19 protein-coding genes are annotated in these 20,679 nt (G+C 47.1%); 4 read left to right on the top strand and 15 right to left on the bottom strand.

Features of this window, described 5'->3' with window-relative positions; translation table 11 throughout:
- Positions 1 to 207 precede the first annotated feature (207 nt).
- On the top strand, positions 208 to 1,503 hold the full coding sequence (locus MKR94_RS15085) for an MFS family transporter (RefSeq protein WP_241647688.1): 1,296 nt from the start codon (positions 208 to 210) through the stop codon (positions 1,501 to 1,503).
- Between the two features lie 38 nt (positions 1,504 to 1,541).
- Here MKR94_RS15085 and pssA read toward each other — a convergent pair whose 3' ends face one another.
- From pssA to MKR94_RS15100, 3 genes are all read right to left on the bottom strand, one after another.
- A complete protein-coding gene (gene pssA, locus MKR94_RS15090; protein ID WP_241647689.1) occupies positions 1,542 to 2,897 on the bottom strand; it encodes a CDP-diacylglycerol--serine O-phosphatidyltransferase in 1,356 nt (451 codons plus the stop codon).
- An 81-nt stretch (positions 2,898 to 2,978) separates the two neighbouring features.
- On the bottom strand, positions 2,979 to 5,432 hold the full coding sequence (locus tag MKR94_RS15095; RefSeq protein WP_241647690.1) for a bifunctional acetate--CoA ligase family protein/GNAT family N-acetyltransferase: 2,454 nt from the start codon (positions 5,430 to 5,432) through the stop codon (positions 2,979 to 2,981).
- Positions 5,433 to 5,464: 32 nt separating this feature from the next.
- Positions 5,465 to 6,154, bottom strand: coding sequence for a tRNA-uridine aminocarboxypropyltransferase (locus MKR94_RS15100; protein WP_241647691.1), 690 nt, complete (start codon positions 6,152 to 6,154; stop codon positions 5,465 to 5,467).
- 162 nt (positions 6,155 to 6,316) lie between these two features.
- On the opposite strand from MKR94_RS15100, the gene MKR94_RS15105 reads away from it, so the two are divergent.
- On the top strand, positions 6,317 to 7,381 hold the full coding sequence (locus MKR94_RS15105) for a tRNA/rRNA methyltransferase (protein WP_241647692.1): 1,065 nt from the start codon (positions 6,317 to 6,319) through the stop codon (positions 7,379 to 7,381).
- Between the two features lie 25 nt (positions 7,382 to 7,406).
- Here the strand turns inward: MKR94_RS15105 and emrB are convergent, their stop codons facing one another.
- The 7 genes from emrB to MKR94_RS15140 all read right to left on the bottom strand — a co-directional run bounded on the left by emrB (position 7,407) and on the right by MKR94_RS15140 (position 14,896).
- Positions 7,407 to 8,951 carry a multidrug efflux MFS transporter permease subunit EmrB gene (emrB, locus tag MKR94_RS15110; protein ID WP_241647693.1) on the bottom strand — a complete coding sequence of 515 codons (1,545 nt, stop codon included), beginning with the start codon at positions 8,949 to 8,951 and terminating at the stop codon, positions 7,407 to 7,409.
- Between the two features lie 5 nt (positions 8,952 to 8,956).
- Entirely contained in the window at positions 8,957 to 10,126 is a 1,170-nt protein-coding gene (gene emrA / locus MKR94_RS15115; protein ID WP_241647694.1) for a multidrug efflux MFS transporter periplasmic adaptor subunit EmrA, read from the bottom strand.
- Between the two features lie 87 nt (positions 10,127 to 10,213).
- A complete protein-coding gene (mprA, locus tag MKR94_RS15120; protein ID WP_214218532.1) occupies positions 10,214 to 10,738 on the bottom strand; it encodes a transcriptional repressor MprA in 525 nt (174 codons plus the stop codon).
- Between the two features lie 253 nt (positions 10,739 to 10,991).
- The gene (proX, locus tag MKR94_RS15125; protein WP_241647695.1) at positions 10,992 to 11,969 is read right to left on the bottom strand and encodes a glycine betaine/L-proline ABC transporter substrate-binding protein ProX; all 978 of its coding nucleotides are present in this window, start codon (positions 11,967 to 11,969) and stop codon (positions 10,992 to 10,994) included.
- 9 nt (positions 11,970 to 11,978) lie between these two features.
- Complete coding sequence (gene proW / locus MKR94_RS15130; protein WP_241647696.1) at positions 11,979 to 13,055, bottom strand: glycine betaine/L-proline ABC transporter permease ProW; 1,077 nt, start codon at positions 13,053 to 13,055, stop codon at positions 11,979 to 11,981.
- Positions 13,052 to 14,248, bottom strand: coding sequence for a glycine betaine/L-proline ABC transporter ATP-binding protein ProV (gene proV, locus MKR94_RS15135; protein WP_099825410.1), 1,197 nt, complete (start codon positions 14,246 to 14,248; stop codon positions 13,052 to 13,054). The genes proW and proV overlap by 4 nt, the downstream gene beginning before the upstream one ends.
- A 333-nt stretch (positions 14,249 to 14,581) precedes the next feature.
- Positions 14,582 to 14,896 (bottom strand): ElaB/YgaM/YqjD family protein, encoded by a 315-nt coding sequence (locus tag MKR94_RS15140; RefSeq protein ID WP_241647697.1) that lies wholly within the window; start codon positions 14,894 to 14,896, stop codon positions 14,582 to 14,584.
- A gap of 146 nt (positions 14,897 to 15,042) precedes the next feature.
- On the opposite strand from MKR94_RS15140, the gene MKR94_RS15145 reads away from it, so the two are divergent.
- On the top strand, positions 15,043 to 15,378 hold the full coding sequence (locus MKR94_RS15145) for a DUF2002 family protein (protein ID WP_241647698.1): 336 nt from the start codon (positions 15,043 to 15,045) through the stop codon (positions 15,376 to 15,378).
- A 37-nt stretch (positions 15,379 to 15,415) separates the two neighbouring features.
- Here the strand turns inward: MKR94_RS15145 and speG are convergent, their stop codons facing one another.
- Positions 15,416 to 15,970 carry a spermidine N1-acetyltransferase gene (gene speG, locus MKR94_RS15150; RefSeq protein ID WP_241647699.1) on the bottom strand — a complete coding sequence of 185 codons (555 nt, stop codon included), beginning with the start codon at positions 15,968 to 15,970 and terminating at the stop codon, positions 15,416 to 15,418.
- 125 nt (positions 15,971 to 16,095) lie between these two features.
- Between speG and puuE the strand changes: the two genes are divergently transcribed.
- Positions 16,096 to 17,046 carry an allantoinase PuuE gene (gene puuE / locus MKR94_RS15155; RefSeq protein WP_241647700.1) on the top strand — a complete coding sequence of 317 codons (951 nt, stop codon included), beginning with the start codon at positions 16,096 to 16,098 and terminating at the stop codon, positions 17,044 to 17,046.
- A gap of 31 nt (positions 17,047 to 17,077) precedes the next feature.
- On the opposite strand, the gene hpxZ is transcribed toward puuE, so the two are convergent.
- Genes hpxZ through MKR94_RS15175 form a run of 4 tightly spaced genes read right to left on the bottom strand, consistent with a single transcriptional unit; the run spans position 17,078 to position 20,634 of the window.
- Complete coding sequence (gene hpxZ / locus MKR94_RS15160) at positions 17,078 to 17,461, bottom strand: oxalurate catabolism protein HpxZ (protein WP_241647701.1); 384 nt, start codon at positions 17,459 to 17,461, stop codon at positions 17,078 to 17,080.
- A 9-nt stretch (positions 17,462 to 17,470) separates the two neighbouring features.
- A complete protein-coding gene (locus tag MKR94_RS15165) occupies positions 17,471 to 18,856 on the bottom strand; it encodes an AtzE family amidohydrolase (protein ID WP_241647702.1) in 1,386 nt (461 codons plus the stop codon).
- On the bottom strand, positions 18,853 to 19,038 hold the full coding sequence (hpxX, locus tag MKR94_RS15170) for an oxalurate catabolism protein HpxX (protein WP_241647703.1): 186 nt from the start codon (positions 19,036 to 19,038) through the stop codon (positions 18,853 to 18,855). Before hpxX ends, MKR94_RS15165 begins: the two co-directional genes overlap by 4 nt.
- Before the next feature lie 9 nt (positions 19,039 to 19,047).
- Positions 19,048 to 20,634 (bottom strand): gamma-glutamyltransferase family protein, encoded by a 1,587-nt coding sequence (locus MKR94_RS15175; RefSeq protein ID WP_241647704.1) that lies wholly within the window; start codon positions 20,632 to 20,634, stop codon positions 19,048 to 19,050.
- Between the last annotated feature and the right edge of the window lie 45 nt (positions 20,635 to 20,679).

A 20,679-nucleotide genomic window follows, 5' to 3' on the forward strand; every position in this document is an offset into this window, starting at 1 on the left:
TCCCCATGCGAGAGTAGGGAACTGCCAGGCATCCAATAAGTCGAAAAGGCCATCCTCACGGATGGCCTTTTTGCGTTAAAAGACACTCTGCAATAAATAATCATCGATTATTTCTCAATCTAGTGAAAACAATACTTTACTTTGTTTTTCAACCTCTTATTCTGATTAGTCACGCAAATAAAAGTCTAATAAATAGAGGGTCTCGCTATGACCAGAGAAAGGGTGATATCGCCAACAAATACATTAAGTGATATCCAAAGAATTAAAGCTATTGTAGGTGCTTCATCAGGCAATTTAGTCGAATGGTTCGACTTTTATGTTTATTCCTTTTTCTCTATTTATTTTGCACATATTTTCTTTCCTCAAGGTGATGCAACAACTCAGTTACTGCAAACAGCAGGGGTCTTCGCCGCAGGGTTTCTGATGAGGCCCATTGGTGGATGGTTGTTTGGATTTATTGGTGATCGGTTTGGCCGTAAACAATCGATGCTAATATCAGTGTATATCATGTGTTTTGGATCGTTGGTGATTGCCTTTTTACCCGGATATAACCAAATTGGCTTATTCGCACCGATCCTTCTATTGATTGTGAGAATGTTGCAAGGGCTCTCTGTGGGCGGAGAGTACGGTGCGAGTGCTACCTATATGAGTGAGGTCGCGACGGAAGGAAGAAAAGGGTTTTATGCCTCTTTTCAATATGTCACATTGATTGGTGGACAATTGATGGCGGTTCTTACTGTCGTTATTTTACAGCAGCTTATCGATAATGAGAGCTTAAGTGCTTGGGGATGGCGTATCCCGTTCCTAATAGGTGCTGCGTTGTCTATTATTGCCCTATGGCTGAGAAAGTCGTTACATGAAACCAGTGATGAAACGCAGCGTATTGATAAAAATGCTGGAAGCTTAGTTTACCTCCTCCGTCATCATTGGCGGCCGTTTATTAAAGTTATTGGCATCACCGCAGGGGGATCCTTAAGTTTCTATACTTTTACGACTTATATGCAAAAATATCTGATTAACAGTGTGGGGTTAGATGCCAAAGTCAGTAGCTTGCTTATGACGGGGGCTTTATTGATATTTATGGTGCTTCAACCCATTGCAGGAGCGCTATCAGATAAAATAGGGCGTAAAGCTTCAGTCATCATCTTTGCTGTCGGCCTAATGTTATTCACTGTACCTATCATGGTTTATCTAACCTCAGTCTCCAGTCTAGTCGTTATTTTCTTACTGATATTTGTTGCATTAGTCATCTGTAGTTTCTATACGGCAGTCAGTGGACTATTAAAAGCAGAGCTGTTCCCACCTCAACTTCGTGCACTCGGTGTGGGGCTACCTTATGCTATAGGTAACGCAATATTCGGAGGGTCAGCTGAATTTGTTGCATTAGGTTTAAAGCAAAAAGGAATGGAATCTAGCTTCTTTTGGTATGTCACAATAATGGCGATTGTCGTGTTAGTTATCAGTATGAGTTTACCGAACAAAAAAACGGTCGAAAGACTGTAGTTAACAGGGGATCTGCCAGCATGGCTGGCAGATGGCAGTTATAGTATCCGGCTGATCAGTTTATCGATTCTAATCCGACGTAAACGACGAATCAGTTTACGGATTCGATTCGGGTAATCCGCGATACTCTCTAAATCATGAAATTGGCGTAGGATCGTGGTGTGCTCTCTGATTAAGGAGAGTTCTTTGCGCTTTTGTTCGGCCAACTGATGATGAGGGTCGTGCACTAATATTGCATTCTCAAGATCTAAGCGCCAAGCCCTAGGGTTTAAATTATTACCGGTAAGCAGCATCCACTCCTCATCCACCCAAATACCTTTTAGATGGTAGCTATTCGTACCATCTTTCCATAACCGGATCGTGAGCTTTTCATCATCGAGATAATATTGCAGTCGGCTCGCAAAACGTCGTAAGTTGATCTCGTAAAGATAAGGTAGTGCACCAATGACTTTAAAGGGCTCTTCCGGTGGGATGTAAAAATCGTTTGCCGTTTTATCTCCGACAATAATCTCAACCTCTTTGCCTTGACGGAGCAGACGAATGATATGTCTAACCAAAATAGCAGGTAGGTTGAAGTAAGGCGTACAAATGACCAATTTCTCTTCGGTCGCAGGCATTAAATGAAAAATAGTTTGATTGAGAAGGCTACGCTTGCCTAAACCCGCTAGCGGTGTGACCGTCAGTTGTTGTTCGTCAGCTAAATCTTCTAGCTCGTAATTAAAGGTTCTTAATTCTTGACGGAAAATCTTGGTTTCATTCTTGATCTCAAGACTGGTTGGACGATCTTTAAGATCTAATCGGTGCACGGCATCGGATTGCTTAAGATTGATGCTAATCCAATCGAACATGATGTTCGCTAGGGCAGGGTTCTTCATGATTTGGTAGCGATCGTATCGATAACGTTCTTGCTGCTGAAGATAGACGTTATTGATGCTGGCGCCGCTATAGATCACCGTATCATCGAAGATAAATCCCTTAAGATGCAGTACGCCTAAAGCTTCACGTGTATTAACCGGAATGCCATAGACAGGGATTGCCAGTTCACCTGCCTGTTCAGCCAATTTGCAATACCAATCAGCATTCGTTTCACCCCGCGCTGCACCGATACGGCCGCGTTGTGCTCTATGCCAATCGACACAAATACTGATATCTAGCTGAGGGTTATTTTGTTTCGCTTGGTAGAGCGCAGCCATAATCGACTGACCTGCTTCATCGTTTTCTAGATAGAGCGCGACCAAACAGATTCTGAATTGAGCCTGAGCTATTTTTTTCAAAAGCGTATGATGAAACTCTGCCGCAGAGTACAAAAATGAAAAATCAGAGATTGATTGCGGTAATTTTGGTAGTTCTGCAAGGTATCGCTGGTGAGAATTCATTTTATTTTTTGGCAACATCGCATTACGCTTCTTCTATTAGGAATCGAAAAACAGGATAAGACTCGGGAACCTTAACTCGACACTATAGCATCAAAAGGGCTAACTATGGCTATTTTCTCTAAACGATTCTAACGCTAGACGTAAGGTAACAATACCGTCCTCCACGCTATTTTTGCAGTTAAAGCCAAGTTGTTTAGCCAGAGCGATCATTCCCGTGTTATTCGGCATGGTAATACCATTTATCTGTTGTAAACCATGATCCCGCGTGTAATTGACCATCTTTTCCAATAACATTCTACCAAGCCCTAAGCGCTTTAGGTCGGAACGTACTAAAATTGAAAATTCGGCATCAATATTATCACTGTCAGAGATGGCCCGCGTTACACCGATAATCGTCTCGATACCGTCCTCTTGAATCACCGCGACAAATGCCATTTCTCGATCGTAATCAATCTGCGTCATATTCGCCAAATCGTCATGGGTGAATTCATTGATCTCACTGAAATAGCGGTAATAAAGATCTTCTTTCGTCACTTGTCCAATAAATGCTAACAATTGGGGTTCATCTTCAGGCAGAATCGGGCGAAACAAGGCCTTTCGACCATCTTTTAGACTTACCCACTGCTCATATTTTTGAGGGTAAGGTCTTATAGCAAGTCGATCTTCGCTATCTCCTTGAAACGTCTGTAAGGAGAGCTTGCCATCAATTAATAGTAATGGCGTCCATTTAGCCACGAAGAGGTCGAGCTGACAGGTATTAATTTCCGGGCAATCGATGATGAGATCAGAAAGCTGAACGAGGATCTGGCTCAGTTGATAGATCGCCTCTGATTGAACTGCCCAACGGCGAAATATTTTTCGTTGATGAATGCCTTGGGCGATAAGGTGATTCGCTAACGCCATATTCAAGGGTAACAATGATGTTACTGCCTGCCTATCCTCATGCCACATCTCGCTGGGCTCACCCACTAAAATGATTGGACCGAAGAGAGGGTCATGTTGTACCACGATCCGTATCCGTTGTCGGTCTGGTTCCTGAACACCCGCTATAACCTGTTCTGCTTGCAAGAAACCGTAGCCGGCTAATACACGAGCAAAGTTTGCACCCTGTATCCAAGATAAGCCACTCGCAACCTGTTGTTGTAAATATTCGCGGACATCAGTGCGTCCTAAGGGTTGTACCGCTAGCCTTGCGGGAGTTTCTCTCAGTTGTTTTTGGTTACGATGATAGGCTACTCGGTGCATAAACGCGGTGACCGTTCCCTCGGGGGTCCGCCAAGTAGGGATCCTTGCTTGCGAAAAGAGAGTTCGAGCGCCTTGCGAAGAGTACTCCCCGCACCAATTGGTTAATAACGTTTTATATTTAGCGCGCGGATGTTGAGTGTAAAGCTTGGCTAATTGATCAGCACACTCCGTTGCAGGGGAGACCGCACTCGGCGCATGGATCACCATAATTGCCTCGGCCTCTGGGCTATCGAGTAATATCGCGGTAACGTCAAGATAGAGTTGAGTTGTCGCATCATCTTTTAAATCAAGAGGATTGGTGACAGGGATATTATCGGGTAACCGTTCGCGTAAACGTTGTGCCGTTGCGGGACTGAGCTGAAGCAGGGTCCCTTGGCGTTCTTCCAGCACATCTAAGGCCAAAGCTGCCGGGGCAACGCCATTACTGACAATAAATAGCGACTCACCGTTGAAGTGCCGCATATGGCTTAAGGATTCAACCGCCGAGAATAACTCGTGAGAGTCATAAACCCGCAGCATGCCTGCACGTTGAATTGCGGCATCCCAAGTTCCATCGAAGGTCTCTTCGCTGCCCACTAATAGACGAGCTGCACGGCTGCGGCCACTTTTGAACATGACGATAGGTTTATTACGCGATGCACTGCGCGCCGCAGAGACGAAACGACGTGCATCGTTCAAATGTTCTAGGGCGATTAAAATAGCGTGCGTTTTAGTATCTCGGGCTAAGAAATCAAGTAAGTCGTCACTGTCGATATCTATGCCATTCCCCAAGGCAATAAACCATGAGAAGCCTATTTTTCGCTGTTGTGCCCAATCAAGAATGGTATTCGCGACGGCAGTCGATTGCGCGATAAAGGCAACGTTTCCTCGGGCAACCGGTACAGGGGAAAAGCTTGCATTCAGTCCCTGATGGGGAGCAATTAAGCCTAAGCTATTCGGCCCTAATACTCGCATATTCCAGCGAGAGGCCTGAGCGACTAGCGCAGAGAAGTGTTCTTGCGAGGCCGATAGGATAATACAGCTCCGACAGCCCTTTTTCCCCAATTCGTCAAGGAGTTGTGCGAGATGCCGAGCATGGGTGCAGAGAATGGCTAAGTCGGGCACGACTGGAAGCGCGGCAATACTTGGATAGGCCATAACGCCACAGACGGCGGAGTAGTTGGGATTAACCGGTAAGATAGCCCCCGAGAAGCCACCGGCTAAGAGGTTTTTCATCATAAGGTGGCCTGCCCGGCCTACTTTTTGTGATGCGCCAATTACTGCAATGGATTTGGGCTTCAGTAATGCTTCTAATCCGAGTTGACTCATGGCTCCTCCGTTAGCGGTGGCCTTTATAATCGCTAAGGTTGTCGTGAATGGATAGGGTGATGGGGTTTACCGGCTAAATAGCGTTCACGAAACAAGGTAAAATGTTGAGATAACTGTTGGGCGGCGGCTGCATCACCGGCTTGGTCCAGTAGCGCAACGGCAATTTCAGCGGTGCAGTGGTGCGCATCGCTATGTGCCTCACGTAACGTATATTGGCTGGGCGTTAACACATCGACCGAGATCACCGGAAAGTTCGCTAACCATGGGCTTTTACGAAACATTTTTCGAGCCTCACTCCAGGTACCATCCAACAGGATAAAAAGAGGTGGCTTACCCTCAAGAGGAGGATGATGTAACACAGTTCTGTCGGCTTGCGCATAACTGGCAGGAAATACCACCATGGGTTGATAATTAGGCGCGATATTTTCAAGAAAATCTTTATCGTCAAAAGCGGTTCTCGACCATTGATAAGCCAAGGTTTCTGGCAGAATATCGGCGATCAGCCTTCCCGTATTACTGGGCTTCATCGGTTCTGTATCGTACATCATCAGGCAAAAGCGGCTGCGAGCAACCTGCGGTTGTATTGTAGAACACAGACAATTACGTTGCGGTAAGAGGCAACGTTGGCAACGGCTTACACGATTACCGCGCGCAAGGAATGGACGTGTCGCGGTAGCTAAACGTTGAGCACGGAGTTGTAATACGGCATTACAATGAGTCATAACGGATCGATACTGGATAAAAAATACAGTTTAATGGAGTTAAGCGGGGGATGCTATGCGTGAGCGCTATTTCTGGTAGAGTGATCGTTACTTCACCGATAAAGAAGATAGCTAAGCGCGTAGACATCAGGTAATCTGCGCGCTCAGTAACAGGAGAATGTGATGAACGACGAAAATAAAAGTAAAAGCAGTAAAGTGAAAGTAATGTATGTGCGCGGTGAAGAGGCGTCCTCTTCGCGCAGCAGCGGCAACCCACGGACGGGTAAAGGTGGTCGCTCAGCAGACCGCAAGGCCCCGACAGATCGTCGTTCATCGTCATCTTCTCGCCGTGATGAGGCCTCTTCACGCCGTAATGACTCCTCCTCTCATCGTAATGATTCGCCATGGCGTACCGTCTCTAAACGTCCTACAGAACAGACAGCGTCCGCCCAAGTATCAGGCGAAGAAGAGGGTTTGACGGCTAAAAGTTATATCGATCCGGAACAGCTCCGTCGTCAGCGCCAAGAAGAGACGCGTGTATACGGCGAAAACGCCTGTCAGGCTCTCTTTCAAAGTCGGCCTGAAGCTATTGTGAGAGCTTGGTTCGTGCAGAGTATCACTCCTCGTTTTCGTGAAACCTTGCGTTGGTTAGCGGCAAACCGTAAGGCTTATCATGTGGTCGACGATAGCGAGTTGGCTAAAGCCGCAGGCACAGAGCATCATGGTGGCGTATGCTTCATCATTAAGAAACAAACAGGACTCGATGTTGCGGCATGGTTATCACAAGCAGCAGAACAAGACTGTGTCGTGGCGTTAGAGAATGTAGGTAACCCACATAACCTCGGTGCTATCATGCGCAGTTGTGCCCACTTCGGGGCAAAGGCAATTTTAGTCAATGATGCTAACTTACTTGAATCTGGTGCGGCTGTGAGAACAGCAGAAGGTGGCGCTGAGCACGTACGTGCCGTAACGGCACCATCCTTTTTACAAGGTCTCGATGCCTTTCGTCGTGCTGGCTATAGCATTGTCACGACCTCTAGTCATGAAGGGCAACCTCTAGCCTCCACGACGTTCCCGGCAAAAACTGTTTTTGTTTTAGGGCAAGAAGGGGAAGGGTTAAATGAGAATACCTTACGTCAAGGAGATATTAGTCTCTCTATTGGTGGTACCGGAAATATTGAAAGTTTAAATGTGTCAGTTGCCGCCGGCATTTTGTTAGGCGAGTGGTGGCGCCAACAGAAAGCATAATAAAAGCGCCGGAAGGCGCTTTTTTTTAGTGAGCGCCGCCGCCACCGCCGCCAGAATGGAAAGGCGGTTTGGCGAACCAAATGACGACTAATAGCATGACGAATATTCCGCCAGCCGCCCAGAAAATCTCATTGGCGGAAATGATCAATCCTTGGTCAGTAATTTGCTGAGCAATATAGCTTGAGGCTTGCTGGTGACTCATCCCTAAGGACTCCAACTGCTGATAGCTTTGTTGAGCATTAGGATTATAAGCCGTGACCGATTCGGTTAGTTGGCTATGATGCATTGCCTCTCTATTGGTCCATAGCGTGGTAGTAATAGAGGTACCTATCGATCCCCCGAGTGTTCGAATAAAATTTGACAGTCCAGAGGCTGCCGCAATCCGATCTGACGACAGGCCTGACAAGGTAATGGTTGTTAAAGGCATAAAGAAACAGGCTACCGCAAAACCTTGGATAAATTGTGGCCAGGCGGCATCAGCAAAAGTCATTCCAGGTTCAAAGGTATAGGCGCGCCAATAGAAACAAATCGCGTACATAATAAAGCTAAACGTCACGAGATAGCGCATATCGATGCGTGGCGCAAAACGGCCAATGATCGGCGAGAGTATAACCGGGAGTATCCCGACTGGCGCAGAAGCCAAGCCCGCCCAAGTCGCGGTATAACCAAAGACCTCTTGCAGGAGTTGGGGCAGCAGCACGATGGTCCCGAAATAGAGCATGTAGGCTAAGCTAATTGAACCACAGCCAATAGAGAAATTCCGCGATTTAAATAACGACAGATCAATGATGGGATGTTCATCGGTAAGCTCCCAGATAATCAAAATCAGCAGAGCGATGACAGCCACTACCGTTAGGGTGATGATCTCCGTAGAACTAAACCAGTCCAGCTCTTTACCGCGATCCAGCATTACTTGTAAACAGCCAATCCCTAAGGTCAACATAACTAATCCGACAATATCGATCGGCTGCTTACGAGTTGATGTCTCGCGCTTACCGAGCGTTTTCAGGGCGAGTGCTACCACGACGATACCTATTGGAACGTTGATGAAAAATATCCAGCCCCAATGGTAATTATCGCTGATCCAGCCGCCTAAAATCGGGCCACAAATCGGTGCCACAATGACGGTCATTGCCCATAACGACATGGCCATACTTCGTTTTGCTGGTGGGAAATTGTTGAGTAATAAGCTCTGGGATAAAGGAATTAATGGACCTGCTACCACACCTTGTATGACCCGGAAAACGATCAGCATGGTTAGGGTATTTGACATACCACAAGCCCAAGAAGCGATAGCAAATGCCGCCGTCGACGCAACGAATAGCTTTACCTCGCCAAAACGGCGAGCCAGCCATCCAGTCAGCGGAATTGAGATCGCATTCGCGACACCGAAAGAGGTGATAACCCAAGTCCCTTGAGTGTTTGATGCCCCCAAGTCGCCTGCTATCGTCGGTATCGCGACATTCGCGATGGTTGAGTCAAGAACTTGCATAAAGGTCGCCAGCGATAACGCAATCGTCATCAATACCAGTTGTGCGTGTTCTAAAGGCTTTCTCTCGTTAGGCGCCATGGCGGTTACCCTGCATTAGCGGCAATGATTCGCTGAATAAGGTGATCGGCCTGCTGTAACTGTAAGGTTAATGCATCACTCTCATAAGCAGGAGATTTACGCATCACCGTGGCCAGTGCCTGACCGGAGGTATTACTGACATCGATGGTTACCTGAGTCGAGAGTCCGATACGTAGAGGATGTTGCTGGAGATCTTGCGGGTCTAAGGAAATGCGTACAGGTAAGCGTTGTACCACTTTAATCCAGTTACCGCTGGCATTCTGCGCGGGAAGTAGAGAGAAGGCACTGCCTGTTCCCATATCCAAACCAACTACTTTGCCATGATAGGTGACTGCATCACCATAGATATCGGCTGTCACGGTGACTGGCTGACCAATGCGTACCTCTGCAAGTTGTGTCTCTTTAAAGTTGGCATCTACCCATAATTCTTGACTGGGTACGACTACCATCAGCGCGCTACTTGGCGTGATTTGTGCGCCGACTTGTACACTACGACGGGAGATGTAGCCGTCGATAGGACTACGAATATCGGTACGTTGGAGCGCCAGCCAAGCATCTCTGAGTGCGGCAGCACTTTGCTGGATGACTGGCTGCTGATCTAAAGGCGTATTCAGTAGCATGGCCTGATTCGCATTGAGTTGCTGAATCGCAACGTCGAGGGAGGCTTTAGCGCTGGCAGCGGTATCACGAGCATGTTGTAACTCTTCTCGACCAATCAATTGGCGTTGGGCGAGAGGTTCACGACGCGCCAAATCAGCTTCAGCCTGAGCGAGTGCAGTACGCTTTAACTCAATATTTGCTTGATATTGACGAGTATTAATCATTAATTGATGCACTTGTCGCACACTGCTGGCTAATGCGGTTTCAGCTTTATTCAGAGCTTGATTTGCATCGGTTTTATCTAATGAGACAAGGATATCGCCCTTATGTACCAAGTCGGTATTATCAAACCATACTTTACTCACGCTACCTGACACCTGAGGGGATATTTGTATCTGATTTCCGGCAACGTAAGCATCGTCAGTATCCTGCTGGTGGCTCAATACTAAAAACCAATATAGAGCGTAGGCAATTGCGATAACAACACAGGCGGCCAGAAGTAGCATTAAAAGAGGTTTACGTTTTTTTCTTGAGGGGGTGCCAGTTGCTGAAAGTGTTTTTTCAACGGAAGTCATAACTTCATCCTGCTATAAAGACTACAAATAAAAAACACTCCAGCTCAGTGAAGTGTATCAATCGAAAGTGTTAATCAGTTTTTATTCTTATTCGGAACTCGGTGGAGAATTATGCGAAAAAGTATCTAAATGATTGAGTAGTTTACGGTAGATAGATTCCAATTGGTTTTGCTCTTCTGAGGAAAGAATCCCCCATATTTCTTGGAAACTGTCGTATTGAGGGGGAAGTATCTCGCAAAGAAACTCATAGCCAGCATCAGTAAGGTGGAGATTTAGGCAGCGGCGGTCATTATCGCTTTCACGGCGTTCAACCCAACCACGTTTTTGGAGTTCATCAGCAACGCGTGTTGCATTGGTACGCGAAGAGCCTAATGCGGAGCTTAATTCCGAAGGTTGGATACTTTGGTTTTGGCAAGCATCTAAAGTCAATAATGCATTAAAGATGGTGTCGTTAAGCCCACGATCTTTGAGCATTTTATTACGATTTTCAAGAAGCTTGGTTTGAATATGCATATGTAGACGTGTTAACAACACCACACGTACAGGATAATTGTCGTGGCGAAGCGACAGATTAGATAACATTTTCTCAATTGGTTCGAAAGAACTGTCCAAGTCACACCTCATTTTACAGCTATGTACTAACGACTCGTTACCGCAATGCGCAGACGAAGGGTAATTACCTAACCGTTAACGTTGTCATAGATTGAAACTGATTACCAGCGATAAAATAACCAAGATGACTACTTTAATGCTAATTATCTAGTCGTGTTATAGAGTGCGATAGTATGAACGAGTTAGTGCAAAAGCGTTGGGCAAAAGATGCATAATAGTAAGGGCCACGACGGGCCCTTGATAAGATGAGGCATTAGTGTAGAGCGCTGGTGATCCAGTGATCAAACAAGGCTTGGTGACTCTTTATCCATCCATCAACATGACGATTAATATCGGCTTCAGAACTTTGGCCGGCACGCATGGCAGCATTCTCTGCATTGATATCGGCTAACGGTAACTTCATCTCTGCGAAAAGTTTAGCAGCAGCGGGATTTTTCTCGGCCCACTGTTTATTCGCGATGATATTGATGTTGTTGACCTGGAAACCATAATTTTTACCATTAGGTAATGCGGTATTGGTCTTCTGTGGATCAGCAGAGAAAGGCACTTCTAACCAAACAACATCTTTACCTGGCTTGAGTACATCGCTGACCCAGAAAGGTGTCCAAGTATAATAGAGGATAGGCTTCCCTTGTTTGAATCGAGTGATGGTATCAGCCATCATCGCCGCATAGTTCCCTTGATTATTAGAGACCGTTTGCTCAAGCTGATAGGCCTTCATTTGATAGGCAATCACAGTGTCGCATCCCCAGCCGGGTGTGCAGCCTGTCAGGTCGGCACGACCATCACCATTGCTATCAAAGAGTTTTGCGAGTTTAGGATCTTTTAACTGCTCGATATTCGTGATGTGATATTGCTCAGCAGTCTTCTTATCGATCAAATAGCCTTGTGCTGCGCCAGTGACATAATGCCCTTGCCGATAAAACGCTGTATTACCGCCTGCAGCATCGAACATATTCTCTTGTAAAGGCTGCCAGTTCACGGCCATGAAGGTCGCATCCCCTTTAGCAATCGAGGTATAGCCTACGTTGTAATCGACTTCTTCGGGCGCAGAGACTTGGTAGCCTAATTTTTCCAATGCCCGACTAACCAATAAGGTTTGGAAAGTTTCCTCGGTAATCGTGCTTTGAATAGGTTTAACCGTCTGACCTTGTCCAGGAAGATCGCTAGCTTGAGCGCCAATACTGGTTAGTAGAGTCAGGGCTGCAGAAGTAATGAGTAATTTACGCATAGTCAGTTCTCAATGGTGAGTGGTGCGACGAAAAGGAGTTGTGAGCAGACCGATAGGTCCAGTTTGATACCAACGCTGGTGGCGCTGATGGCGTTTATCAACGCCGAAGGATTGTGTTAACCGATCGAGGATAATAGCGAGAATAACGATACCGACCCCACCGATAGAGGCCTGTCCCATATCCAGACGACCAATACCCCGTAAAACCATTTGGCCTAACCCGCCGACCGCGATCATTGAGGCGATGACGACCATGGACAGTGCCAACATAAGCGTTTGGTTGATACCTGCCATGATAGAAGGCATCGCGATGGGAAGCTGAACCTTACATAACATTTGCCACGGACTAGCGCCAAAAGATTGGCTCGCCTCGATCAGATCCTCAGGCACTTGCTTAATTCCGAGGATCGTCAGGCGGATGATTGGCGGTACAGCAAAAATAATGGTGACCACCACACCCGGCACATTACCGATGCCGAATAGCATCACAATTGGGACCAAATAGACAAAAGCAGGCGTTGTCTGCATCGCATCTAATAAAGGTCGTACCACTTTTGCGGCACGATCACTGCGTGCTAAAACAATACCCAGCGGAAGTCCTATCAGCACACAGAAGAATAGCGAGGTGAGGACTAATGCTAGGGTAATCATTGCATCGTTCCAGACACCAATGCAGCCAATAAAAATCAGTGCGACAAACGTGCCGATTCCCATACGCGCGGTGGTTACCTGCCATGCCAGGCAAGCAAAGAGGATAATCGCCGCGGGGGCGGGGATATGAGTGAGTAACTGCTGAAAGCTACTTAAAATATAGTCGATAGGTATCCGTATTCCTTGAAATAGCGGACGGCAATGTTCGACAAGGCCATTGATCCCCACTGTCACCCAGTGATCGAGTGGGATGAGTGTTGAGTGAAACGGATCACTTAACGAGAAACTGTGATGCTCCACTGGTGCGCTATTTAACCAATCGCTTTGATCGGGTGTAGACGAAGGTGTCGTGCTGTTGGTTGTCCCGCCCCACGGATCAGCGCTGGTTGTGGTATCGGAACTTGTGCTCCAAGGGTCGTTAGTTGTCGTGGTCATAGGTTACCGGCCTCGCGATTTAAAGCTTTTAATAGCGTACTTTTTGAAATTATTCCTAAGAATTGCTGCGTCTCATCGACCACTGGCAGGGCACAGGGTGCATCCGCCACCGGCGTAAAGAGATCGCTTAAGGAGGTCGACGCTTCGACAGGTGAGAGATGAGAGAGATAAGCCTGTTCTAACGGCAGATTTTCTTTAGCCGCACGCTGGAGGCTTTCGGCGGTCACTATGCCAGCATAGTGCTGTTTATTCAGGACATAGCCATAATCGCGGTCTTGATCGGTCAGTAACTTCAATGCTGATTTTGGTCCTAAACCAGTGACTCGGTGAATAATCGAGCCAGTGGCGGGTTTCACAATATCTTTCGCACTGAAGACCTGGCTAATATCGACCCCTCGGAAGAAGGTTTCTACATAGTCATTAGCCGGCTGATTGAGGATCTCATCAGGGGTGCCCACCTGAACGACCTGACCGTTTTGCATAATGGCGATACGATCCCCGATACGCATCGCCTCATCCAAGTCGTGTGAGATAAAGACTATCGTACGTTGCTGTTTTGATTGCAGTTTGACCAGCTCATCTTGCATCTCTGTACGAATGAGCGGGTCAAGGGCTGAAAAGGCTTCGTCCATCAGGAGAATATCGGGATCGTTAGCGAGCGCTCTGGCTAAACCGACACGCTGCCTCATTCCTCCAGAGAGCTGATCAGGCCAAGAGGAGGCATATTTTTCTAAACCAACTTGGCGAAGGGCTTCTAATGCTTTACTCAGTCGCTGTGATTTTTCAACGCCAGCCAAGGTCATACCAAATGCGGTATTGTCGAGTACTGTCATATGAGGCATCAGAGCAAAGGATTGGAAGACCATGCTGATTTTTGTTCGCCGTATCTCGCGCAGCGTTTTGTCAGAGACCTGGGCGATATCTTGGCCGTCGATCAGTACTTGGCCGCGGCTAGGGGTAATCAAACGGTTAAGTAGCCTGACCAATGTCGATTTACCGGAACCTGATAATCCCATGATCACAAATATCTCGCCTTCGTGAATCGTAAGGTCGACATTATTGACACCGACTGATAAGCCAGTTTTATCAAGTATGCTTTCTTTGTCGTAACCTTGTTCGAGCAACTTATAGGCGCGCTCAGGGTTGCCCCCAAAAATTTTATGCAAATTCTTGACTTGAAGTTTTATTGTCATCTTTACAGTAATTTCCTGATATTATTTATTTTATCATTGAGTTATGAATTATTCCCTTGTAGTTAGATAATTAAACCTATCATACTTAAATGCGTTAACAACCTTTTTATGCAATTTTATTTGCATACATATGCATTGATCTAAGAATTTTCTCAAGCGTGACAAGCGGTTAGGGGAAATTGTTTCAATAAATAAATTTAATCAAATATGTATGACTAATAATGATCACGCTAAGTAAATGGGCGGTGAAAGAGGGGATTTTTGGCGAAAGAACACAAAAAAAACCAGCGGCTGCGCGCTGGTTTATTGTGGTGTATTCAAGATACTAGTGTGCTATTTACGTGACAATAATAGACCGAATACGAAACCTACTGCCGCGGTGACGCCTAAAGCTGACGCAGGGTTATCTTGAACCCATTGCGTCGCTTGACAGCCAGAGTCACATAAGTTTTCTCGGAGTGATTTCTTACCTTCATTGAAGGTAGCACGTGTTTTCTTGAGCAGGCGCTCTGCGTTACTGCGTGCTTCATCAATTCCTTCTTTGGCATCATCACCGTAAGAATTTAAAAGGGCTTCTAGAGTATCAGCCAGTTCTCGAACGTCGGCATTATCTTCTGGTAAATCATATTGTTGTAATTTCTTAGCCATTATATTCTCCAAGATGTGAATTCGTGTTAATAATTATAGACAGCTTTTGATATTTGTATAATCTTAGAGAAAATTCCGAATGATCTGAACTACAAGCTTGTTGGGCTAGGATAAAGTTCACTGATAAAAAATTAAGGAGTTTTTACATGTATTTACGACCGAATGAAGTGGCTAAGGTATTAGAAAAAGCGGGATTTGAAGTCGACGTGGTAACCCCGAAAACCTATGGTTATCGCCGCGCCGACCACTATGTTTATGTGAATCGTGAAGCTCGCTTGGGAAGAACGGCTTTAGTCATCCATCCTACTCTCAAAGAGCGTAGTCAGAATTTTGCAGAGCCGACATCCGATTTAAAAACCTGCGATCACTATAAGGAATTTCCGCTCTATCTTGCCAGTGATAATCAAGAGCATTATGGAATTCCTCATGGTTTTAGTTCGCGAATCGCCTTAGAACGTTACTTATGCAGCATGTTTGGCTAGACAAACCTTGTGAACCTAGCGGTACCGCATTATATCGCTACTGAGCTGTGGGCGGTAATAACGACTGATTGTCATTACCGCTGTGAAATTTTGCCAAATATTGAGGCTGGAAAATACACATTCTTAAGGTGTCACGGTATGTGCCATTAATAAAGAACTCCTGCTTTAGAATTCCTTCTGTTTCAAAGCCTAATTTCGAATAAATATGGATTGCTTTTTCGTTTTCTTTATCAACAATTAAATACAGCTTATAGAGATTCAATACCGAAAATCCGTATTCCATCGCGGCACGTGTTGCTTTATTGGCTAACCCTTTCCCCTGATGATCAGGGGCGATGATAATTTGGAATTCTGCCCGCCGGTGAATATGGTTAATTTCTACTAGCTCCACTAGACCGGCTTTTTCACCTTCGTACTCGACCACAAAACGACGTTCGCTTTGATCATGAATATGTTTATCGTAGAGATCGGAAAGCTCAACAAAGGCTTCATAAGGCTCCTCAAACCAATAGCGCATCACGGTAGCGTTATTATCCAGTTGATGAACAAAGCGAAGATCTTCACGTTCTAAAGGACGAAGTGTAATAGTCATGATGAGGCCTTTTTTCATAAGACAATCGGAAAGAATATCGTAACTTTTGTTTCACCGAGCCGAAGTTGGCACAGGCTTTGCAATAATTGTTTCACGATATCGTTTTGATTCATGGAGTATTGTAGATGAAGGGTAGTGAGATTATCAAAGAACTTCTTGCAGCAGAGTATCCGCGAGATTTGATTGGCTACGCGGGCAAACCGCCGAAAGTTGAGTGGCCCGGTAATGCACGTGTTGCTGTGCAATTCGTCCTCAATTATGAAGAGGGGGCAGAGAATCACGTTGACCATGGTGATGCCGGCTCCGAACAGTTCTTGTCCGATATTATCGGCGCTGCGAGCTATCCTGACCGTCATATGTCGATGGACTCCCTGTATGAATACGGTTCTCGTGCCGGATTTTGGCGAATACATCAAGAGTTTCAACGCCGTGGGCTCCCCTTAACCGTATTTGGTGTTGCCATGGCTCTCGCCCGTCACCCTGAAATTGTTCAAGCCATTCGTGAGGCAGACTATGATGTGGTCAGTCATGGCTGGCGCTGGATTCATTATCAAGGCATGTCCCCAGAGCAAGAAGCTGAGCACATGCAAAAAGCAACAGCAGTCCTTACTGAATTGTTTGGCAAACCGCCAGTGGGCTGGTACACAGGTAGAGATAGTCCCGCTACACGCCAGTTATTAGTCGAGCGAGGCGACTATCTGTATGACAGCGACTATTATGGCGATGATCTGCCTTTCTGGATGCCGGTGACTACTCGAGATGGACAAAAGCACTCTCATTTAGTGATCCCCTACACGCTGGAATGTAACGATATGCGTTTTGCAACGCCACAAGGATTTAATACCGCTGAGCAGTTCTATACCTATTTGCGAGATAGTTTCGACGTTCTTTACCAAGAAGGCGGGACATCACCGAAAATGTTATCGATCGGGATGCATTGTCGATTATTAGGACGACCGGGTAAGTTCCGCGCGTTACAACGATTTCTTGATCATCTCCAACAATTTCCCGATGTGTGGATCTGTACGCGCCAGCAAATAGCAGAGCACTGGGTTACTCATCACCCAGCACCCTGATAATTAAGAGGAATGAGGGGAGCCTTATTCCTTAACTCATCACACTGACGTGGGCCGCGACGATTCGCCAACCTTGGGGAAACTTTATCCAGGTTTGTTGCTGGCGGCCTATTTTGCTGGTGTTTTCACGGGTGAATTCCGTGCTACACACCGCCATCTCTTCGCCGTAGGTCGTGATAACGGTATTTCTTAGGCTGCGGTCCAAATTAGCGGTAGGGCGGCTTGCGCGAAAAGCCTGAATTTCTTCGATACCATAGAGATTCTCGCCTGCGCCGAGCCTAACCGTATAGGGGCTATGCCAAAAAAGCTCGTCCAATACCCCAGTATCATTAGTAGTTAAGGCGATTTCGTAGCGCTTGAAGTGGTGTTCGACTTCTGCAAGGACATGAGGAAGGTTAATTGTTATATCGGCCATCGATAATTCCTAAAAGAGTTGTTGTAACGTCACGTTGTTTTGCTCTAAGCGCCACGCGGCTTCCAAAGTCGTCGCTTCTTGATAGGGGGCAGCGATAAGCTGAACACCAATCGATAAACCGTTATCCGTACGCACTGGCGCAGTACATACCGGTAGTCCAACAAAAGAGATAGGTTGCGCGAGCATCCCCATACTGGCTTTTGTCGGTAAGGTTTTTCCTTGGATCTCGATCGATTGTTGCCCAATCACTGTCGCCGCACAAGGCGTTGCTGGCGCGATTAACAGATCGAACTTCTCAAACAGTGCCAACACCTGTCGGGTAAAATGTTCACGAAAGCGCTGGGCTTGCATAGGCCAGCTGGCGGGAAGCATGCATCCCGCCAATAAGCGTTCTCGGGAATTGGCTTCGAAGCGCTCTGGCATTTCACGTAGTGCGTTTAAATAATGGCTACCTCCCTCACTCGCGGTAAGTAAGAAGGCCGCGGAACGTGCTAACTCGGCATCGACCAGTTCGACTTCATGATCAGCCCCTAACGCCTGAGCAACTTTCGTCGTAACGGATCGGGCTTGATCGTCTGCCCACTGTGTAAAATACCCGCCTAGCACTGCAACTTTTAACGTCTTTTTTTGTTGTCCGAGCTGTGTCGAAACTAGGTTTACTGGATGATCGGATTGAAAGCGATCGCTGGGATCATGCCCTTGTAATTGATCATAGACCAGCGCCAGATCCTCGACATGGCGGGCCAACGGGCCAATATGATCGAGACTGGCGACGAATGGATGGCTGCCGCGTCGCGAGAGGCGTCCAAAGGTCGGCTTAAGGCCGAATACGCCACATAGTGAGGCGGGGACGCGAATCGATCCGTTGGTATCTGTTCCCAGCGAGAAATGTGCTAAGCCTGCCGCAACCGCGGCGGCAGAACCGCCCGAAGATCCCCCCGCGATACGCGTCATATCGAGAGGATTACGGCATGCACCATAATGACTATTCTCGGTGGTAAAACCATAGGCGTAAGCATCCATATTAAGCATACCGGTAAGGATCGCTCCTGACCGATTAAGCTGTTGAATCGCCCAAGCATCTTCAAGAGCCGCCTGACGTTGGCTGAAAAGCTCAGCTCCTGCGAGGGTCACTTCATCCTTAACATCGAACAGGTTTTTAACAGCATAAGGAATCGCGGCGAGCGGCCCACACAGGTTACCCGCATCACGCTGTTTATCCAAGCTTATAGCCTGTTGTCGTGCCCTTGAAGCGGTAAGGGTCGTCCAAGCATTCAATTCGGGGTTCGCGGTGGCGATCGCAGAGAGATAATGCTCGGTGATTTCCACCGCGCTGAGTTGCTTGGATGCCCAACGTTGATGCAGCGCTTTAATCGTTAAGGAGGCGAGATTCATAGTTTCCAGACGCCTCCAACTTCTTGACGATCATCGAGTGGATAAGCCATCAATGGCGCGGCAATATCGGCAATACGGGCGAGTTGTAGAGCCAGTTCATCTCGGCGCGATGCATCGAGTTGTATATCGAGCAGCAGGCTCATTTGGGTAATATAACTCGGCCAATCAATTGTTTTATTCATTATTGTTCCTTAATAACCGGCAGCACTGCCGTTACTGCGAGGATCGCTAGCGCCTTCTACCAGTCCATTAGGATGGCGGACAATTGCGCCAGCATGACCAGTGGCTTCGCTCCAAGCCTCGAGTCTTTCGGTACGGTGACCTAGTGCCTTAAGTCCTTGATAGGTCGCCTCGCTGAAGCGCGACTCGAGTTTCAATGAATCAGAGGCATTACCCCATGTTCTACCCAGTAACCAGCGAGGGGCACTAATGGCTTCTTGCAGTGGATACTGCTGTTGCACGTAACGCGTAAAGAGTGTCGCTTGCGTTTGGGGTTGCCCATCCCCCCCCATTGAGCCATACACTAAGGTTCGGCCATCCTCCAATTTAGCGGCTGCTGGGTTTAGCGTGTGGAAAGGGTACTTTCTCGGGGCGAGGCAGCGAGGATGACCAATTTCTAAGCTAAAGGCTGCACCCCGGTTTTGCCACAGAATACCTGTATCGGGAATGACCACACCGCTGCCAAATTCATGGTAAATACTTTGAATAAAGGAGACCGAATACCCCATTTTATCGGTGACCCCCATCCATACGGTATCACCCGGGAGCAGAGGTTCGCCCCAAGGTGCCGCCTGTTCGGTATTCAATTGCTGGCTTAACGTATCCAAATGCGAGGTGTTAAGCAGTTGTTGTAGATCAAGGGTGATCTCTTTGGGATCTGTGAGGTGCTCATCACGAAGGGTAAACGCCAACTTCGTCGCTTCCACGATGCGATGGATAGTCTCAATTTCATCACACTGTTCGAGGTTGAAGCGATCAAGAATTCCGAGAATGGCTAGTGAAACGAGGCCTTGTGTGGGCGGTGCGAGGTTATAAAGTGTCCCGCGGGAGTGTTTTACACTGAGCGGGCTTTTAAACTTTGCCTGATGGTCAATAAGATCTTGTTCGGTGATCGGCATCCCTATCTCGGCCATCCCCGCGGCGATTTTTTTGCCGAGTGTTCCGCGATAAAAGCTGTCTAATCCCTCATTGGCGAGCAATGTTAAGCTATGCGCTAAATCAGGCTGACGTAAACACTCCCCCGCCAATGGTGCACGTTTTTCCGGCAGATAAATATCGCTAAATCCAGGTAAGTGAGCCAGCTCACCCGCTTTGCTCTTTGTCGCTTCGGCCTGTGAGGCGGTAACAGGGATACCGGATTCAGCATAATGAATCGCATCAGCAAGTAATGTGGTCAATGGCAGAGGCTGTGCAAAGTGCTGTGCGGCGTAGTCTAACGCAAGTTGCCAACCACTGACTGTTCCGGCGACGGTTAACGCTGCCTGTGGACCCCGGAAAGGAATGGTCGTTTGAGGATGATAGCGCTGGAGAGTGGCTAAGGATCCTGCTGCACCACTTGCATCAATCGCAATGGGCTCGCCCTCGGGGGGGACGATTAACCAAAACCCATCACCCCCTAATCCATTCATATGAGGGTAAACGACCGCAATTGTTGCGGCAGCAGCAACCATGGCTTCAATGGCATTGCCTCCTTGGCGTAAAATCGCTAAAGCACTGCTGCTCGCCAAGTGATGGGGGGTGACCGCCATACCATTTGGCGCTAAATTGCTTTGAATCATTATTGTCTATCCACGTAGGGCAAAGAGATTGACCAAGCAAATTTT

The organism is Rosenbergiella metrosideri (assembly GCF_022602565.1).
Lineage (GTDB): Bacteria > Pseudomonadota > Gammaproteobacteria > Enterobacterales > Enterobacteriaceae > Rosenbergiella > Rosenbergiella metrosideri.

Bases quoted from the DNA above. Each gene is read 5' to 3' on its own strand.
- MKR94_RS15105 (WP_241647692.1), top strand. From the start codon at position 6,317: ATGAACGACGAAAATAAAAGTAAAAGCAGTAAAGTGAAAGTAATGTAT.
- proX (WP_241647695.1), bottom strand. From the start codon at position 11,969: ATGCGTAAATTACTCATTACTTCTGCAGCCCTGACTCTACTAACCAGT.
- pssA (WP_241647689.1), bottom strand. From the start codon at position 2,897: ATGTTGCCAAAAAATAAAATGAATTCTCACCAGCGATACCTTGCAGAA.
- proW (WP_241647696.1), bottom strand. From the start codon at position 13,055: ATGACCACGACAACTAACGACCCTTGGAGCACAAGTTCCGATACCACA.
- proV (WP_099825410.1), bottom strand. From the start codon at position 14,248: ATGACAATAAAACTTCAAGTCAAGAATTTGCATAAAATTTTTGGGGGC.
- emrB (WP_241647693.1), bottom strand. From the start codon at position 8,951: ATGGCGCCTAACGAGAGAAAGCCTTTAGAACACGCACAACTGGTATTG.
- MKR94_RS15095 (WP_241647690.1), bottom strand. From the start codon at position 5,432: ATGAGTCAACTCGGATTAGAAGCATTACTGAAGCCCAAATCCATTGCA.
- emrA (WP_241647694.1), bottom strand. From the start codon at position 10,126: ATGACTTCCGTTGAAAAAACACTTTCAGCAACTGGCACCCCCTCAAGA.
- hpxX (WP_241647703.1), bottom strand. From the start codon at position 19,038: ATGAATAAAACAATTGATTGGCCGAGTTATATTACCCAAATGAGCCTG.
- MKR94_RS15175 (WP_241647704.1), bottom strand. From the start codon at position 20,634: ATGATTCAAAGCAATTTAGCGCCAAATGGTATGGCGGTCACCCCCCAT.
- MKR94_RS15085 (WP_241647688.1), top strand. From the start codon at position 208: ATGACCAGAGAAAGGGTGATATCGCCAACAAATACATTAAGTGATATC.
- MKR94_RS15145 (WP_241647698.1), top strand. From the start codon at position 15,043: ATGTATTTACGACCGAATGAAGTGGCTAAGGTATTAGAAAAAGCGGGA.
- puuE (WP_241647700.1), top strand. From the start codon at position 16,096: ATGAAGGGTAGTGAGATTATCAAAGAACTTCTTGCAGCAGAGTATCCG.
- speG (WP_241647699.1), bottom strand. From the start codon at position 15,970: ATGACTATTACACTTCGTCCTTTAGAACGTGAAGATCTTCGCTTTGTT.
- MKR94_RS15165 (WP_241647702.1), bottom strand. From the start codon at position 18,856: ATGAATCTCGCCTCCTTAACGATTAAAGCGCTGCATCAACGTTGGGCA.
- hpxZ (WP_241647701.1), bottom strand. From the start codon at position 17,461: ATGGCCGATATAACAATTAACCTTCCTCATGTCCTTGCAGAAGTCGAA.
- MKR94_RS15100 (WP_241647691.1), bottom strand. From the start codon at position 6,154: ATGACTCATTGTAATGCCGTATTACAACTCCGTGCTCAACGTTTAGCT.
- MKR94_RS15140 (WP_241647697.1), bottom strand. From the start codon at position 14,896: ATGGCTAAGAAATTACAACAATATGATTTACCAGAAGATAATGCCGAC.